Below are 15,381 nucleotides of genomic sequence, written 5' to 3'. Positions count from 1 at the left end.
CGCCGAGCCACCTCCCCGCTTCGCTGGGCGAGGAACCAAGCTTTCAAGGGTCACCGACAAGCTCAGTATAGGTCCTCAGCTCGCCATCCTGCCCGCGAATCCGCCAGGCATCGCCGTCCTGCGCCTCGACATAGCACGGCCCGAGCGGCACCTTGCCGCCGCCGTCCGGCAGGTCCAGCACGTAGACGGGGTTGCAGATGCCCGACAGGCGCGCCCGCAAGGCGCTGACCAGCGCCCGTCCCTCGGCAATCGTGGTGCGCCGATGCGCCATGCCGCGCGCGAGGTCGCCGTGGTGCAGGTAATAGGGTTTTATGCCGAGGCGGTACATCAGCTCGCGGCACAGTTCCTCCAGCACCTCGACGGTGTCGTTGACGCCTTTCAGCAGGACGCTCTGATTGAGCAGCACGAAGCCGCCCTGCCGCAACGCGCGGCAGGCTTCTTCGGTGGCCGGCGTGATCTCCCGCGCGTGGTTGAAATGGGTGACGACTGTGACCATCAGCCGGCCCTGCAGCGAGCGAACCAGCCCTGACGTGACGCGCGAGGGCAGCGCTACGGGCACGCGGGTGTGGATGCGCAAGAGCCGCACATGCGCAACCGCCTCGATGCGGGCGCGGATTTCTGCCAGCGCCTTGTCCGGCAGCGACAGCGGGTCGCCGCCGGTCAGGATCACCTCGCGGATTTCGGGGTGGGCCTCGATATAGGCGAAGGCGGGCTCCAGCGCCTCGCGCGAAAAACCCCGGCCGATCGAGGTCAGCGACTCCTTGCGAAAGCAGAACCGGCAATAGACCGCGCACTGGTAGGTCGCAAATAGCAGAACCCGGTCGGCATGGCGATGCGTCAATCTCGGCACCGGGCTGAAGGCGTGGTCGGCGATCGGATCGTCGAGCTCGCCTTCCTGCTCGGCCAGCTCTTCGGGCGACGGGATGACCTGAGCCCGGATCGGATCGGCGGGGTCGCTCCAGTCGATCAGCTCGAGATAGGCTTTTGGGATGCGAACCTTGTGGCGCGTGGCCGCGGCTTGAGCCGCCGCGCGCTCGGCTGGCGACAGCGGCAGGGAGTCGAGATCGCGCACCTGCCGCACGCCGGCGCGAACATCGTCCTGCCACGCGGCGTAGTAGGCGTGCTCGTCGTCGGCCGCCATGCGGCTGGCGTCGGGGATGTCGAGGTGTGAGGTCATCGCAGGCTCCTTGAATTCGGGCTGGATACAGGATTGGAGCCGAGGTGCGAACCCTTGCCGGATGCACTCGCGAACGCGCACGGCGCCGAAGCTGCCAATCTCCCCCCTCGTGGGGGAGATGCCCGGCAGGGCAGAGAGGGGCGCGAAGGATCGCCCACCTTGTTCGTTCTGAACGCGCAAAGGACTTTCTAAGCGAATGCGCGTGAGAGCGGATCGGTGAGAGAAGTCGGCGGGACAGCGCCCCCCTCTGTCCTGCCGGACATCTCCCCCACAAGGGGGAGATTGGCAGGCTTCAGCGCCCGCCTGGTTTCTCAGCACGCCCGCCCGGCTTCATGATGATCTCGCGATGCGGATAGGGGATGTCTATGCCGTTTTCCCTAAAAGTGTCCCACAGCGCCAGCAGCACCCTGCCGCGCACATTGGTCAGGCCTTGCTGAGGGTCGTGGATCCAGAAGCGCAGGACGAAGTTGAGCGAGGATTCGCCGAAGTCGGTGAGCCAGCAGACCGGCCGTCGGTCCGCTTCGACCCGGCCGACGCTCATGGCGGCCTTGATCGCCAGTTCACTGACCTTGTGCGGGTCGGCGTCGTAAGAGACCCCGAAATTCACGTCGAGTCGCACGAGGTTGTCGCTGAACGACCAGTTGATGACCCTTTGGGTGATGAAGTCCTCGTTCGGGATCAGGTACTCGCGGCCGTCGCGCGTTACCACCGAGACAAACCGCGCCCGCAATTCGCGTACCCAGCCAAAAGTGCCTTCGAGCGAAATGGTGTCGCCCGGCTTGATCGACTTGTCGAGCAGGATGATCATGCCGGAGACGAAATTTGAAACGACCTTTTGCAGCCCGAAAGCCAGGCCGACGCCGACGGCACCGGAGAATATCGTCAGAGCGGTCAGGTCGAGACCGACGGAAGACAGGGCGATGGCACCCGCCACCAGCACAAGGCCGACCTTTGCGACCTTGCCGACGAGGACGCGGATCGAGGGTGTCAGCTCTTCGGAGATGCGGACGCGCTCGTCGATATACTTGCCGACGACCACCGCAAGCCAAACCGTGGCGATCAGCAGCAGCGCCGCTTTCAGCACCATGAGCGCCGAAAGGCGCACCGCGCCCAAAGGTATTGCGAGGCCTTCCATGAAAGTCGCGGCGTCGTCATCGATGCCCAGGATGACGAGGGCCGCATAGATCCAGGTCAGCCAGGCGAGAGCCCGCGCGACAAAGCGATTGCGGACGATGCGCGACAGCACCGACGCAAACAGCCACGCAAGCGATAGCGAGAGCGCGATATAGATGAAATGGGTCCGGCTTGGCCAGGTGACGGCGCGCATGAGAACGAGCGCTGCAAGCAGGAAGACCGTGAACAGAATCCAGTCGGTGCGCCGCAACAGGGCAACGACGACCCTCAACAGTCCGGGATGCCCCTTGATCTGGCGTGCCCGGTTCTCCATGAGCGGTTCGATGCGCTGCGCTGCGAGCTTCGCGACGAGGAAGAGCACGACGATGATGGCAGCCTGATAGAAAAACCACGGCGTGACGGCGTAGTCGAACCATCGGCTGGCCCAGGCCAGCGATTCATCGATGGCGTTACGAAAATCCATTCCCACACGACCGTTATGGACTGGCGACCAGCACAATGTCGCCGGCCTGGTGCAGGGTCAAGCCGGCGCTCTGCGCTTCAGCCCCGCCCCCGGCGCCTCTTGGCCGGTGCGCTCAACATGCCAGGTATAGCCGCCGCCATAGGAGTGACGCGCGCGGCCAGGAAGCGGCCGCCAGAAACAACAACTGATTGGAGACAACCGCTGGAGAATCGCCAACGCGCAACATTGAATCACTGTTACATTAGCTTGCTCTTAAATTAGATTTAGCGTATGTATGCAGGTGGCCGGTGATCTACCCCCCAACCGGTTAGGCTCGGCGCCAGTCCCGCCCCCCTCAGGCCAACGACGCCGGGCCGCTCGGGGTCTATTTCCGCTTTAAGTATCCCCTACTGTTCCTGTCGCGCAGTTGAGAAGTCGACCGATCGTCGGCCTCTTCGATAATCGATCAAGGGGCGTTCACCACCGGCGGTGAAAACATCGACGACGTCCGCGATCCCCTCAGGTGTCGGCCTTCCCGTCGCCAGCCATGGTCGCTAATCTCGGCTCACGGAAAGAGCTGGAGAAGCGGAATGGCGAACAACTTGTCGCCAAGGCTTTTGGCGATCGTCGATGCGCTGCCTTTGCGGCACGGCATGCGGGTTCTGGAGATCGGCTGCGGACCGGGTGCTGCGGCGCGCGAGATCGCGCGCCGGATTGGCGACGGCCACGTGCTGGCGATCGACCGCTCGGCCAAGGCCATCACGCAGGCCAGGGCCGCCTCGCGCGCCGAGATTGCAGCGGGCCGGCTGAGCCTGCGTCAGGTCGCCATCGAGGATTTCCAGTTGGAGGCGGACGAGAAGCATTTCGACATTGCCGTTGCGGTGCGCGTCGGCGCGTTGGACGGGCGTCATCCCGAGGCAAGGAAAATCGCCCTGCAACGGCTCAAGGCCGCGTTGACGGCGCAAGGCCGACTGTTCATCGACGGCGGCGATCCGCTGCGCGAAATTGTGATACACGGCTGAGCAGCCCGTGCTTCCTTCCGGAATCGAGCGTTTGGGTCATGGTGAGCGGCAACGCCGCTCTGCGCCTCAGCTCCGCAGCCCCGGCGCCTCCTGCCCCGTTCGCTCGACATACTCCGTATAGCCCCCGCCGTAGGTATGAATCCCCTCGGGCGTCAGTTCCAGGACCCGGTTCGACAGTGCCGCCAGAAAATGCCGATCATGCGAGACGAACAGCATGGTGCCCTCATACTGCGAAAGCGCCGTGATCAGCATCTCTTTGGTGGCGATGTCGAGGTGGTTGGTCGGCTCGTCCAGCACCAGCAGGTTGGGCGGGTCGAACAGCATCAGCGCCATCACCAGCCGCGCCTTCTCGCCGCCCGACAGCACCCGGCATTTCTTGTCGATCTCGTCGCCGGAAAAGCCGAAGCAGCCGGCCAGCGCGCGCAATGGCGCCTGGCCGGCGTGCGGAAAGGCGCCCTCAAGCGTCTGGAACACGGTGCGTTCGCCCTCCAGAACTTCCATGGCGTGCTGGGCGAAATAGCCCATCTTGACGCTGGGCCCGCGTGCCACCGTGCCATTGTCCGGCGCGGAAGCGCCGGCGACCAGCTTCAGCAGCGTCGACTTGCCGGCGCCGTTGATGCCCATCACGCACCAGCGCTCGCGGCGGCGCACCTGGAAATCCAGCCCCTGATAGATCGGGCGGCTGCCATAGCCCTTGTGGACGTTCTTCAGCGTCACCACGTCCTCGCCGCAGCGCGGCGCCGGCTGGAAATCGAACGACACTTTCTGGCGGCGTTTTGGCGGCTCGACGCGGTCGATCTTCTCCAGCTTCTTCACCCGGCTCTGCACCTGGGCAGCGTGCGAGGCGCGCGCCTTGAAGCGCTCGATGAAGGCGATCTCCTTGGCCAGCATCGCCTGCTGGCGTTCGAACTGCGCCAGCTGCTGCCGGTCGGCGATCGCCCGCTGCTGCTGGTAGAATTCATAGTTGCCGGAGTAAGCGGTCAGCGAGCCGCCATCGATCTCGACCACCTTGTCGACGATGCGGTTCATGAACTCGCGGTCGTGCGAGGTCATCAGCAGCGCGCCGTCATAATTCTTCAGGAACTGTTCCAGCCAGATCAGGCTTTCCAGGTCGAGATGGTTGCTCGGCTCGTCGAGCAGCATGGCGTCGGGCCGCATCAGCAGGATCCTGGCCAGCGCCACGCGCATTTTCCAGCCGCCGGAAAGTTTTCCGACGTCGCCGTCCATCTCTCCTGGCTGAAGCCGAGGCCGTCCAGCACCTCGCGGGCGCGGCCATCCAGCGCATAGCCGTCGAGCTCCTCGAAACGCGCCTGCAGGTCGCCGTAGCGGGCGATGATGGCGTCCATCTCGTCGGCGCGATCGGGATCGCCCATGGCCGCTTCGAGCGCGCCCATCTCGGCCGCCACTTCGCTCACCGGCCCGGCGCCGTCCATCACTTCGGCAACCGCGCTGCGGCCCGCCATGTCGCCGACTTCCTGGCTGAAATAGCCGATGGTGACGCCGCGATCGACCGAGACCTGGCCCTCGTCGGGCTGCTCCTCGCCGTTGATCATGCGAAACAGCGTCGTCTTGCCGGCGCCGTTCGGGCCGACCAGGCCGACCTTCTCGCCCTTCTGCAAGGAGGCGGAGGCCTCGATGAAGACGATCTGCCGGCCGTTCTGCTTGCTGATGCTTTCCAGTCGAATCATGCTTTTCACGCGCGCCCAAGGGAGTTTCCCCGCGCCAATACGCGATAGGCGGCGCCTGCGGAAGCCCGCAACTCAATCGGAATACGACGCCACATTCGAAGTTCGAACTGAATTGGCGGAACCTCAGATAGGGCCGGCAGTTTAGAAAGATGACCTCAAACAGCGAAGGAGGACGAGATGAAGACCCTAACCGCTATTTTGCTCGCCACCTCAATGATCGGGGTGACGGCCGGCACGGCAAGCGCTACCTGCCACGACACGACCGCATCGATCGAAGCTCAATCAGGCGTTGCAAAAGACGCAACGCGCGCGCCCCTCGAAACCGACGCGAATACCGGTAACAGGGTAAAGGGCGGCCCGGCCAACAAGACCGGCAACACCATGCCGCTTGCCAACCAGGAAGCCGGCGGCGATAAAAACCTTGCCACCTCGCAGCAGGATGTCGAGGCGCAGCAGGAGGGCGAGAAGACAGCAGCGGCCAAGGCCGACCCCTGCAAGCCGGACTGACGCGAATTGAAAAGCCGTTTGCAGACGGCGCGCCGCAGCACAAGGCGAAGCGCGATGGTCACCCGATCCCGCCGGTCACCATATAGGCGCCGGCGGCGCGTCCGTCTTCAAGATGCACGACAGCGGTGACGACGGAGCCGTACGAGCCGCGCCAGACGCTGTGAATTCTCTCATGCTCTTTGGCCGGTACGACTGCACGCCCGGTGAAGCGCGCGCCGGTCCGTTGCATGCGAATGGGCTCGCCGTTGACATGGACTTTCACGCTGGTCTCGATTCCCGTTCCGGCCACATGTAGCGTGACTGTTATCTCGTCCTGATCACCGGCATGGCGCGTCTCGGCGGCAAGCGCCACGGTCAGCGGCGGCGTCTCGCCGGGCATGCTCGCGTTGTGTCGGGCGAAAAAAAAATCGTCGGGAAGTTCCGGCGTGCGCGGCGGGCGGCTGCGGCGCTGGCCAAAACGCTCGAAGTCGCCGGCCAGCCGCAGCAGCCGGGTGTCGTCATAGGCCTTGCCGGCGAAGGTTAGGCCGACCGGCATGCCGATATCGGCCATCGCGCCCATCGGCACGGTGACGGTCGGAATGCCGAGATGGCGCGGCACCAGATTGCCATTGGCGACCCAGGTGCCGTTGCGCCAGGCCAGTGCTGCGGAGGCCTCGTTGACATCCGCATCGGCCGGCCCGACATCGGCGACGGCGGGAAACACCACCGCGTCGAGCCGTTGCGCGGCGAGCCAATCCTCGAAATCGATGCGCCGCGTCGCCTCCAGGCCTTTCAGGCCGGCCTCCAGCTCGGGAATGGCCAGGAATGGCGTGACGCCGCGCTTGGCCCGCTCGACATATTCCGCCACATCAAAACTGTCCTCATAACGGTCCGGCAGCGTGCCCGGCGGCTGCGGAAAGATCTTTGGGCCGTCGACCGACGCGAGATCGGCGATGGCAGGGTCGGCATTGGCGCGCAGGAAATCGTCCCAGGCGAAGACGCACAGGTCCCAGATCTCGCGCTCGGCGAATCCTTTGGGAATCAGCCCGCGATCGACCATGTTTTTTGCTCCCGGCCGGTCGCGCTCGTAGTTGGAGACGACGGGAAAATCGACCTCGACCACATCTGCGCCGAGCCGCCGCAGATCGGCCGCCGCCTGCTGCCACAGTTCCAGCACCGAGGCGCGGGTCTGGATCGCAACGTCCGCATCGCGGCCGATATACATGCGGGGCACGCCGAGCCGCATGCCTCGGAGCGCTCCCTCCAGCTCGAGGCCGGTGTAGCTTGGCGGCCGTACATCCGAGCTCTTCGGCAGCGCCACCCAGGGCTGCGCACGCCAGAAATCGCCCCTTGTGTTCGGATCGTCGGCGACAATCACGTCGAGCAGTTCGAGCATGTCGGGCACGCTGCGCGTATGCGGCACCACCACGTCCATCGTCGGCACCAGCGGCCAGTTGCCGCGCACGGAAATGACGCCGCGCGACGGCGTGTAGGCGACCAGCGCGTTGTTCGACGCCGGCGCGCGGCCCGACGACCATGTCTCCTCGCCAAGCCCGAAGGCGGCGAAGCTGGCGGCGGTCGCGGTGCCGGAGCCACTCGACGAGCCCGACGCGAAGGCGGCGGTCAGGTAATCGGCATTGTAGGGGCTTTCCGCCCGGCCGTAGACGCCGCGCTGCATGCCGCCATTGGCCATTGGCGGCATATTGGTCAGTCCGATCAGCACCGCGCCGCCGGCCCGCAGCCGCCCGATGGTGAAGGCGTCCTCGTTGGCGATGAGATGCTCGAAGGCCGGCGAGCCGGCGGCGACTGTCATGCCTGATACCTTGTAGCTGTCCTTGGCGGTATAGGGGATGCCGTCCAGCGGCCCGAGCGCAGCACCATTCCTGCGGCGCCAGTCGGACGCGGCCGCCTCCTCGAACATTTTGGGATTGAGCAAGGGAACGGCATTGAGGGCGATGCCATGGCGGTCGTAATGCGCAATCCTGCGCAGGCAGGCGCCGACCAGCTCGACGCTGGTGACAGTGCCGGCCTCCAGCGCCCGCCGCAGCTCTGCGATCGACGCCTCGACGATGTGGAGATCGGTCACTTTGGGAAAGCCAAACGTCTGTTATCCGCAACAGTTTCAACTATGATCTTTACCTACAATGTCTTGGTGTCCAACAGACCGTCTTCCTTCATCATATCCAGATAAATCTGGACAGCGGGATGGCCATGGGATGAAGCCTTGAGCAGCCATTTGGCAGCTTCTTTGTAGTCCGGCTGTCCATTGATGCCGCGATAGTACAGCATCCCAAGACTGGCTTCGGCATCGACATTTCCCGTTTTCGCGGCAGCCAGCCACCAGAACTCAGCAGATTTGTGGTCTCTGGCGATGCCTTCACCATTGGCATAGGCGTATGCCACGAGGAGCTGGGCCTGGGTATCTCCCTGCTTTGCGGCCTTGAGCCACCACGAAACCGCGTCCGCCTTGCTTTGGCTAACACCGGCGCCTTTCGAATAGGCGACCCCCAGGTTCAGTTGCGAACTGACGTCTCCCTGATTGGCCGCCTTGAGCCACCAAGACGCTGCGTCCGCATCGCTTTGGGTAACACCGTTGCCGATTGAATATGCATAGCCAAGCGCGGCTTGTGCCTGGGGGTTGGCGTGTTCGGACGCTTTACGCCACCAGACGGCAGCCCGACCATGATCATGTTGTACCCCCCAACCCTGTGAATAGGCTTGGCCAACAGCGAATTGAGCGTTGGGATGTCCCTGATCGGCCGCCTTGCTGAACCAGGCAAATGCCTGTGCGTCATCCTTGCCCACACCTTTTCCCAACGCATATGCACTTCCAACAGCATATTGTGCATCGGCGAGGCCACTGGCCGCGGCTTTCATCCACCATTCGAACGCCCTGCGGTCATCCTTCGCCACCGCCCGGCCTTGCGAATAGTGAACTCCAAGGATGTATTGACCATTTGCGTTTCCCTTATCCGCAGCCTTCCGCGCCCACATAAAGGCCAACTGATCGTCTTCTTCGACACCTCTGCCATAATAGTAAGCTTGGCTGAGGCCGGACGCACCGTTTAGGTTTCCTGCCTCGGCGGTCTTGCGCCAAAAGCTCACTGCCCGCGCGTCATTCCGAGCAACGCCTTGGCCTAACCAATACATCAAACCAATATTGTTCTGCGCATCGGGGTTGCCGGCGTCGGCCACTATCTTCCACTGGCGGAATGCCTCGGCGTAGTCCTTGGCGAGGAATGCCGCTTGCGCCTTCTGGATGGCCGACCACTGAGCGTAATAATTGCGAGCTGGCCAAAACACCACGACAGCAGCCAACACAAGCAAGACGATGGGAAAGATTCTTCGGCGATGTGGCTCGGGCAAAATGGACACAGTTGTGTTCGCCTCAAGCGGCCAGTCTTCACTGCTCACGTTCGCCAATCCATTTGTCGATAGCGGTAATCATTAGCGCACGCCGCCTCTTTCCGAAATATTCGCACCTTGAAAATCTAATCAATCTGGCGCTCCAGCGAAAAGCACCACCCCGTCGCCGCCGCCCGCCGGCCAGTCCCGGATGGTGCGGTCGTAGCCGCCGGTCAGCACCGTGCCGTCGGCGGCGAACGCCACCGCGTAGACCGGACCGGACCAGCTGTCGAACAGGGCGATCTCGCTGCCGGTTTCCATGTCCCACAGCCGCGCCGTGCCGTCGAGGGAGCCGGACAGCAGCCGCTTGCCGTCGGCGGACAGCGCCAGCGCATAGACCGTGCCCGAATGGCCCTCGAGGCGGCGGACTTCGCGGCCGCTGTCGAGATCCCAGAGCTTGATCGTATAATCGCCGCTGCCGGTGATCAGATGGCGCCCGTCGGCCATGAACAGGACGCCATAGGGGCCGCGCTCATGCCCGTGCCAGCTGCGCAGCTGCTTGCCGGCGCCGATGTCCCATAGTTTTAGCGTGCCCTCGATACTGCCGCTGATCGCGCGTGTGCCGTCGGGCGAGACGGCGACCCCGCTGATCGACCAGTCGTGCCCCGGCATCACATGCAGCACCGAGCCCTTATCGATATCCCAGACGATGACCCTGCCGGTGTCGTGCCCGCTGACGGCACGTTTGCCGTCGGGGCTGATCGCCAGCTTGTTGACGCCGCCGTTCTGGCCTGATGAGAAGACGTGCAGCACCGCGCCATCGGCGAGCTGGCGCAGCACGATCTCGCCATCGTCGCCCGCCGTCAGCGCCCGCGCCCCATCGGGCAGGAAAAGCGCGGTACGCGCCATGTCCTTGTGGATGCCGAGAGTGCGGATCAGGCGCTTGCCATCGATATCCCAGAGCTTGATCGTGCGGTCGGTACTGGCGCTCATGATCGAGTGACCGTCGGACGCCACCGCCAGCCAGACGACGGGCTCGCGGTGGCCATCGGGCTGCGTCGGCTGCGGCGGCGGGGCCTGAGGCAGCGGCGCGACGGTCTGCGGTGGCGCAGCCGGGGCTGGAGCAGGCTCCGGCGGTGAGACAGGTGGGGCAAGCGCGACCTCGGATGGCGAGGCAGGAGCCGCTTCCGGTTCCGGGGCCGGTGCGCTGGTGACCTCTTGGCTTTCCGGCGCGCTCGGCACGGTTTGCTCGGCGATCAGGCTTTTGCCGGCGTCCTGTGGCTGCCGCGACCACGGGCCGAGTTGGTCGGCCACCAGAGCGAGCACGGCGAGGAACGGAACGACGGCAAGGAGCCGCCGCAGGCGTGGTCTTCCGGCGGGTTGCAGTTCGGCGCCCCTGCCGAACAGAGGCGTCTTCGGAGCGAGCGTCGATCGGCCCGGCAACAGGCCGGCCCAGAACAGCAGGGCTGCAAGAGCTGAGACAACACCCGCTGTCCCGAAGAAAGCCAGGCGCACCGACGCGAAAGCGTCGCCGACGCCCCCGCCGCCCAGCGCGAAATACACGCGTGTGAAGCAGAGCATGCCGATCGCCAGCAGCAGCATTGCCAGCAGCCTGTCGACAAACCTGTTCATCGAGCTCCCCTCGCGCCGCTGTTCGCTTCGTCCGCAATGATGCAGGTCGGCGCCGGGCTTGTCGATGCCCGGTCAATTCCGAAGAGCGAAACAGCGAGCGCAAAACGCGCGCCTGCGCCAAAGCGCTCGATATGGCCTGGCGACACTCTCGGTCGCCGCAATGTTGCCCGGTCGCGCGCTAGAATCGCCTGGCAGGGAACTCAGCACCGAGGCCAAGTGACGGATGATTGGAAACTACCCTGGGACGGCGGCTGCCTGTGCGGTGGGATACGCTTTCGCATAAGTGCGCCGCCCTTGCTGACAATGGCCTGTCATTGCACCGGCTGTCAGAAGCTGAGCGCGAGTGCTTATTCCCTGACTGTGGCGGTGCCAAGCAGCGGCTTCACCGTTACGCAAGGCGAGCCCTTGGTCGGCGGCATGCATGGCCCGCACCGGCAACTCTACTGCCCGCATTGCAAGAACTGGATGTTCACCCATCCGCACGGCCTGGACTTCTTCGTCAATGTTCGCGCGACCATGCTGGACGAGCATCATTGGTATGTGCCCTTCGTCGAGGTCTTCACGTCGGAAAGGCTGCCCTGGGCAACGACCGCCGCCAGCCACAGCTTCGCCACCCAACCCGACCTTGAGGGGTATACGCCATTGATCGAGGCCTTCGCCCGCGAAGGCGCGCGACCGGGCTGACCGGTTGCGCATGAAGGATTAAAGATTGGCGAAACCGCCGATGACGGCCAATCTCCGCTCTCACCGCAACTCCACCCACACCGGGGCGTGGTCGCTGGCGCCGGGCTCGCCGCGGACGTCGCGGTCGATGCCTGCCCCGGCCAGCCGGCGCGTCAGTTTCTTGGACAGCAATATATGATCCAGCCGCAGGCCGGCGTTGCGCGGCCAGCGGTTGCGGCGATAATCCCAGAATGTGTAGAGCGTCTCCTTCGGGTGTTTTTTGCGCAGCGCATCGGTCCAGCCCTGGTCGAGCAGCGCTGCGAAAGCGGCGCGGCTTTCCGGCTGCACCAGCGCATTGTCGTCATAGGAGCGGGTCGGATAGATGTCGCGCGGCTCGGGCACGATGTTGTAGTCGCCGGCCAGCACCACCGGCAGGCCGGTGTCGAACAGTTCTTCCGCATGCGCGTTCAGGCGTTGGTGCCAGGCAAGTTTGTACTGGAATTTCGGGCCGGGCTGCGGGTTGCCGTTCGGCGCATAGAGGCAGGCGACGACGATGCCGCTGACCGCCGCCTCGATGTAGCGGGCCTGGTTATCGCTGTCGTCGCCGGGCAGCGCCTCGCGGGTCAGAACCGGTTCTGAACCCCGCGCCAGTATGGCGACGCCGTTCCAGGTCGGCTGTCCCACCCAAACCGCGCCATAGCCGGCCGCGGCGAGTGCTGTGCGCGGAAACTGCGTCTGCCTGGCCTTCAGTTCCTGCAGGCAGACGATGTCGGGCTTGGCGACAGTCAGCCAGGCGAGCAGGTTCTGCAGCCGGCCGTTGATGTTGTTGACGTTGAAGGTGGCGATCTTCATTGGCCTGCTTCAGCGCACGATGCGCTCGGTCCACGCCTTCACCGCATCGGCTAGTGTCTTCAGATGATCGGCGGCCGAAAAACCGGAGATGCTCTTGCGCGGCTTCAAATCGTGGTCTCCATCTTCCAGCCACCGCATTTCGATGGTGTCGGAAAGGTCATAGGTCGCGACCTCGTCCCTGGTCCCGAATTCGTCGCGTGTGCCCTGAAAAATCAATGTCGGCGTCTTGAGACCGGCGAGGTGTTTTGTCCGAAGCTGCGTCGGTTTCCCCGGCGGATGGAAGGGATAGCCGAGGCAAAGCAGCCCTGAAATGTCGCCCTTCGAAAACACCTCGTCGGCGATCATCGAAGCGACGCGGCCGCCCATCGACTTGCCGCCGATGATGAGCGGCCCGTTCACGCCCTTCGCCCTGAGGTCGGCGATCGCCTTGATGTATTCCGGGTTCACCGTCTCGGCGCGCGGCGGCGGCTTGCGGTGGCCGTAGCGGCGGGCCGCCATGTAGTGGAATTCAAAGCGCGCAACGCGGAACCCGGCTTCGGCCAGCGCTTTTGCCGTGGCATTCATCGAGGCAGAATCCATCGGCGCGCCGGCGCCATGGGCGAGCAGGATGGTGATGGGAGCGGTGTCTGGGCCGTCGTAGAGGAAGGTGGTCATGGGGCGGCCCACTTATCCCACTTATAGAGGCCGCGTTCCGTCCCACCCCCCTCTGGCCTGCCGGCCATCTCCCCCTCAAGGGGGGAGATTAGCAGCTTCGTCTCCCCGCCCACTCCCCAACGGTGGTAGTTGGCGAAACCGTCGGTGACAGCCAATCTCCCCCCTTGAGGGGGAGATGTCCGGCAGGACAGAGGGGGGTGTTCAAGCGCGACCAAACGAGCCCTCACCCCGCCGATTTGTGCGCCAGCTGCAAATCGATGAACTGAATACCCTTGGCCGCCATCCGCGCCCATTCGGAGCCGGCGTCGAGCTCGAGATAGCGCGCCCAGTTCCGCCGCGCCTCGGCGAGGTTGCCGGCGTCGAACTCCAGCCTTGCCAGGTTGAACACCGCATCGGCATAGTTTTGGTCGAGCGCTATCGCCTTCTGCAGATTCCGGCGCGCCGAGGCCTCGCGACCCTCATCGCTCATCAGCCCGGCCAGATTGAACCAGGCCTCGACAAAGCCGGGGTCACACTTGATGGCGCGGGCATAGTCGTGCGCCGCCTCGGGCGCGCGTCCAGCGGCGCGCAGGCAGTTGGCGCGGTTGAAGGCGGCGATCGCATCGCTCGGATCGATGGCAAGGCAGCGCTGGTAGAGTGCAGCCGCCTGTTCGTGGTCTTCAGCCTCTTCCGCGGCTTCAGCATCGGCGAACAGTTCTTCCAGCGTGTCATCGTCAGGCGTTCCCAGATCGAACAGCAGCTGGCCGTCGAGTTCGCTCTGGCCGCCCTCGAGATAGATCTGATCGGCGCGCCCGTGCTGCGAGCCGACATTCAGCGACTTGGCGGTCAGCGAAGCGACCGGACCGCAGCGGTGCACCGAGCGCGCGATCGCCCCCCACGAGGCGCCGCCGGCGACCAGCCCGGCATATTTGCGGGCCAGGATCAAATCGCGAAACGAATAGGGTTCGCAATCATGCTCAAAGGCATCGAAAAGCGACAACAGGTCGAGGTCGGATGCGGCCAATCGCGATTGATCGAGAAGCGACTGCCGCGACAACGCCGAGGCCTCTGGCGCCTTGATCAGCCCGAGCAGGCGCAAAAAACCGTTTTCGCTGATCAGCTTGCGCCCGGCCGCACGCTCGGCGGCGACGCGGCGCTCGATCTCGGCATCCCCGGCCTTGGCCAGAAGTTTGCGGCCGAACACGACATGGCTGGTGCGCCTGTTGACGCCGCGTCGCAACTGGCCCTGCCGGCGCTCGACTTCACGCGCCGCCAGCCTCAGCGGGAACGCCGCCAGCGCGCCGATCGCGCCGAAGACGCTGCCGGAAATCATACCGGTGGGCGCTGTCACCCTTTGCTCTTGCCGACGGCCTTGAGCAGATTGGCCTTGAGCGGATTTTCCTTGGCCGCGCCGGCGCCGCCCCTGGCGGATTTCGTTGCCGGTTTCGCCGCTTCATCGGCCTTGCTCTTGCTCTTGGCCGGCGGCTTGGCCGATTGCGACAGGCTGGCCTTCAGGGCATCCATCAGGTTGATCACGTTGCCGCGCTCGGGCGCGGCCGCAATGATCGGCTTGTGACCCTTGAGCTTCTCGCGGATCATCGCCATCAGCGCGATCTCATAGCGATCCTCATAGTTCTTCGGATCGAAGGTGGTTTCCTTCTGCTTGATCAGCGCTTCGGCAAGCTGCAGCATTTCCGGGTCGGGCTTGCCGGCCGGGATATTGCCGAAATATTCAGCCGTGCCGCGCACTTCGTTCGGGTTCCTCAAGGTGCAGACGAACATGCCGTTCTCGCGCGCCCCGATCGTCACCACGCGCTCGCGGCTGGACAGCACCAGCCGTGCGATCGCCAGCTTGCCGGATTTGCGCATGGCTTCGCGCAGCACCGCGAAAGTTTCCTCGGCCATCGCGCCATCCGGCGCCAGATAGTAGGGGGCGTCCTGGTAGATGACGTCGACCGAATGCTCGTCGACAAAAGCCTCGATGTTCATCGTGTGGTTGGATTCGATGCGCACCGCCTCGAGGTCGGCATCTTCGATGATAATATACTGCTTGTCCTCGTATTCGTAGCCCTTGACCAGATCCGAGCGCTCGACCAGTCCGAGCTCGGGGTCGACCGGCTTCATGTTGATGCGGTTGTGGGTGTCCTTGTGCAGCTGGTTGAAACTGATGCGCTCACTGGCACTCGTCGCCGGATACAGCCGGACCGGACAGCTGACGAGACTGAGCTTGAGGTAACCTTTCCAACTTGCCCTGGGCGCCATGAAACTCTCCTACGCGGCCGTGCACTGTCGAACTGTTCGCAGCGC

Annotated in this window: 12 protein-coding genes and 1 pseudogene; 3 read left to right on the top strand and 10 right to left on the bottom strand. The window is 64.4% G+C overall.

Features of this window, described 5'->3' with window-relative positions:
- Positions 1 to 43 precede the first annotated feature (43 nt).
- Positions 44 to 1,141: a KamA family radical SAM protein gene (locus AC0L2C_RS23875; protein ID WP_473524606.1), complete on the bottom strand. Its 1,098-nt coding sequence runs from the start codon at positions 1,139 to 1,141 to the stop codon at positions 44 to 46.
- Positions 1,142 to 1,469: 328 nt separating this feature from the next.
- On the bottom strand, positions 1,470 to 2,774 hold the full coding sequence (locus tag AC0L2C_RS23870) for a mechanosensitive ion channel family protein (protein WP_473524599.1): 1,305 nt from the start codon (positions 2,772 to 2,774) through the stop codon (positions 1,470 to 1,472).
- Between the two features lie 569 nt (positions 2,775 to 3,343).
- On the opposite strand from AC0L2C_RS23870, the gene AC0L2C_RS23865 reads away from it, so the two are divergent.
- On the top strand, positions 3,344 to 3,775 hold the full coding sequence (locus tag AC0L2C_RS23865; protein ID WP_023799015.1) for an SAM-dependent methyltransferase: 432 nt from the start codon (positions 3,344 to 3,346) through the stop codon (positions 3,773 to 3,775).
- A gap of 66 nt (positions 3,776 to 3,841) precedes the next feature.
- On the opposite strand, the pseudogene AC0L2C_RS23860 reads toward AC0L2C_RS23865, so the two are convergent.
- A pseudogene (locus AC0L2C_RS23860) lies at positions 3,842 to 5,463 on the bottom strand (ABC-F family ATP-binding cassette domain-containing protein).
- Between the two features lie 177 nt (positions 5,464 to 5,640).
- On the opposite strand from AC0L2C_RS23860, the gene AC0L2C_RS23855 reads away from it, so the two are divergent.
- Positions 5,641 to 5,970: a hypothetical protein gene (locus AC0L2C_RS23855; RefSeq protein ID WP_473524598.1), complete on the top strand. Its 330-nt coding sequence runs from the start codon at positions 5,641 to 5,643 to the stop codon at positions 5,968 to 5,970.
- A gap of 58 nt (positions 5,971 to 6,028) precedes the next feature.
- Here the strand turns inward: AC0L2C_RS23855 and AC0L2C_RS23850 are convergent, their stop codons facing one another.
- From AC0L2C_RS23850 to AC0L2C_RS23840, 3 genes are all read right to left on the bottom strand, one after another.
- Positions 6,029 to 8,035, bottom strand: coding sequence for an amidase (locus AC0L2C_RS23850; protein WP_473524597.1), 2,007 nt, complete (start codon positions 8,033 to 8,035; stop codon positions 6,029 to 6,031).
- A gap of 53 nt (positions 8,036 to 8,088) precedes the next feature.
- Positions 8,089 to 9,363 (bottom strand): tetratricopeptide repeat protein, encoded by a 1,275-nt coding sequence (locus AC0L2C_RS23845; RefSeq protein WP_473524596.1) that lies wholly within the window; start codon positions 9,361 to 9,363, stop codon positions 8,089 to 8,091.
- Positions 9,364 to 9,444: 81 nt separating this feature from the next.
- Positions 9,445 to 10,926, bottom strand: coding sequence for a WD40 repeat domain-containing protein (locus tag AC0L2C_RS23840; RefSeq protein ID WP_128170362.1), 1,482 nt, complete (start codon positions 10,924 to 10,926; stop codon positions 9,445 to 9,447).
- Positions 10,927 to 11,109: 183 nt separating this feature from the next.
- On the opposite strand from AC0L2C_RS23840, the gene AC0L2C_RS23835 reads away from it, so the two are divergent.
- Positions 11,110 to 11,610 carry a GFA family protein gene (locus AC0L2C_RS23835; RefSeq protein ID WP_473524605.1) on the top strand — a complete coding sequence of 167 codons (501 nt, stop codon included), beginning with the start codon at positions 11,110 to 11,112 and terminating at the stop codon, positions 11,608 to 11,610.
- Positions 11,611 to 11,670: 60 nt separating this feature from the next.
- Here the strand turns inward: AC0L2C_RS23835 and AC0L2C_RS23830 are convergent, their stop codons facing one another.
- The 4 genes from AC0L2C_RS23830 to ku all read right to left on the bottom strand — a co-directional run bounded on the left by AC0L2C_RS23830 (position 11,671) and on the right by ku (position 15,336).
- Positions 11,671 to 12,441, bottom strand: coding sequence for an exodeoxyribonuclease III (locus AC0L2C_RS23830; RefSeq protein ID WP_128247021.1), 771 nt, complete (start codon positions 12,439 to 12,441; stop codon positions 11,671 to 11,673).
- Positions 12,442 to 12,450: 9 nt separating this feature from the next.
- Positions 12,451 to 13,095 (bottom strand): alpha/beta hydrolase family protein, encoded by a 645-nt coding sequence (locus tag AC0L2C_RS23825; RefSeq protein WP_128170365.1) that lies wholly within the window; start codon positions 13,093 to 13,095, stop codon positions 12,451 to 12,453.
- A gap of 223 nt (positions 13,096 to 13,318) precedes the next feature.
- Entirely contained in the window at positions 13,319 to 14,407 is a 1,089-nt protein-coding gene (locus AC0L2C_RS23820) for a tetratricopeptide repeat protein (protein WP_287378003.1), read from the bottom strand.
- A 14-nt stretch (positions 14,408 to 14,421) separates the two neighbouring features.
- Positions 14,422 to 15,336 (bottom strand): non-homologous end joining protein Ku, encoded by a 915-nt coding sequence (gene ku / locus AC0L2C_RS23815; RefSeq protein ID WP_023799023.1) that lies wholly within the window; start codon positions 15,334 to 15,336, stop codon positions 14,422 to 14,424.
- Positions 15,337 to 15,381: the final 45 nt, after the last annotated feature.

Source organism: Mesorhizobium sp. WSM4845 (genome assembly GCF_055811455.1).
This window is presented reverse-complemented; position numbering and strand designations above follow the sequence as displayed.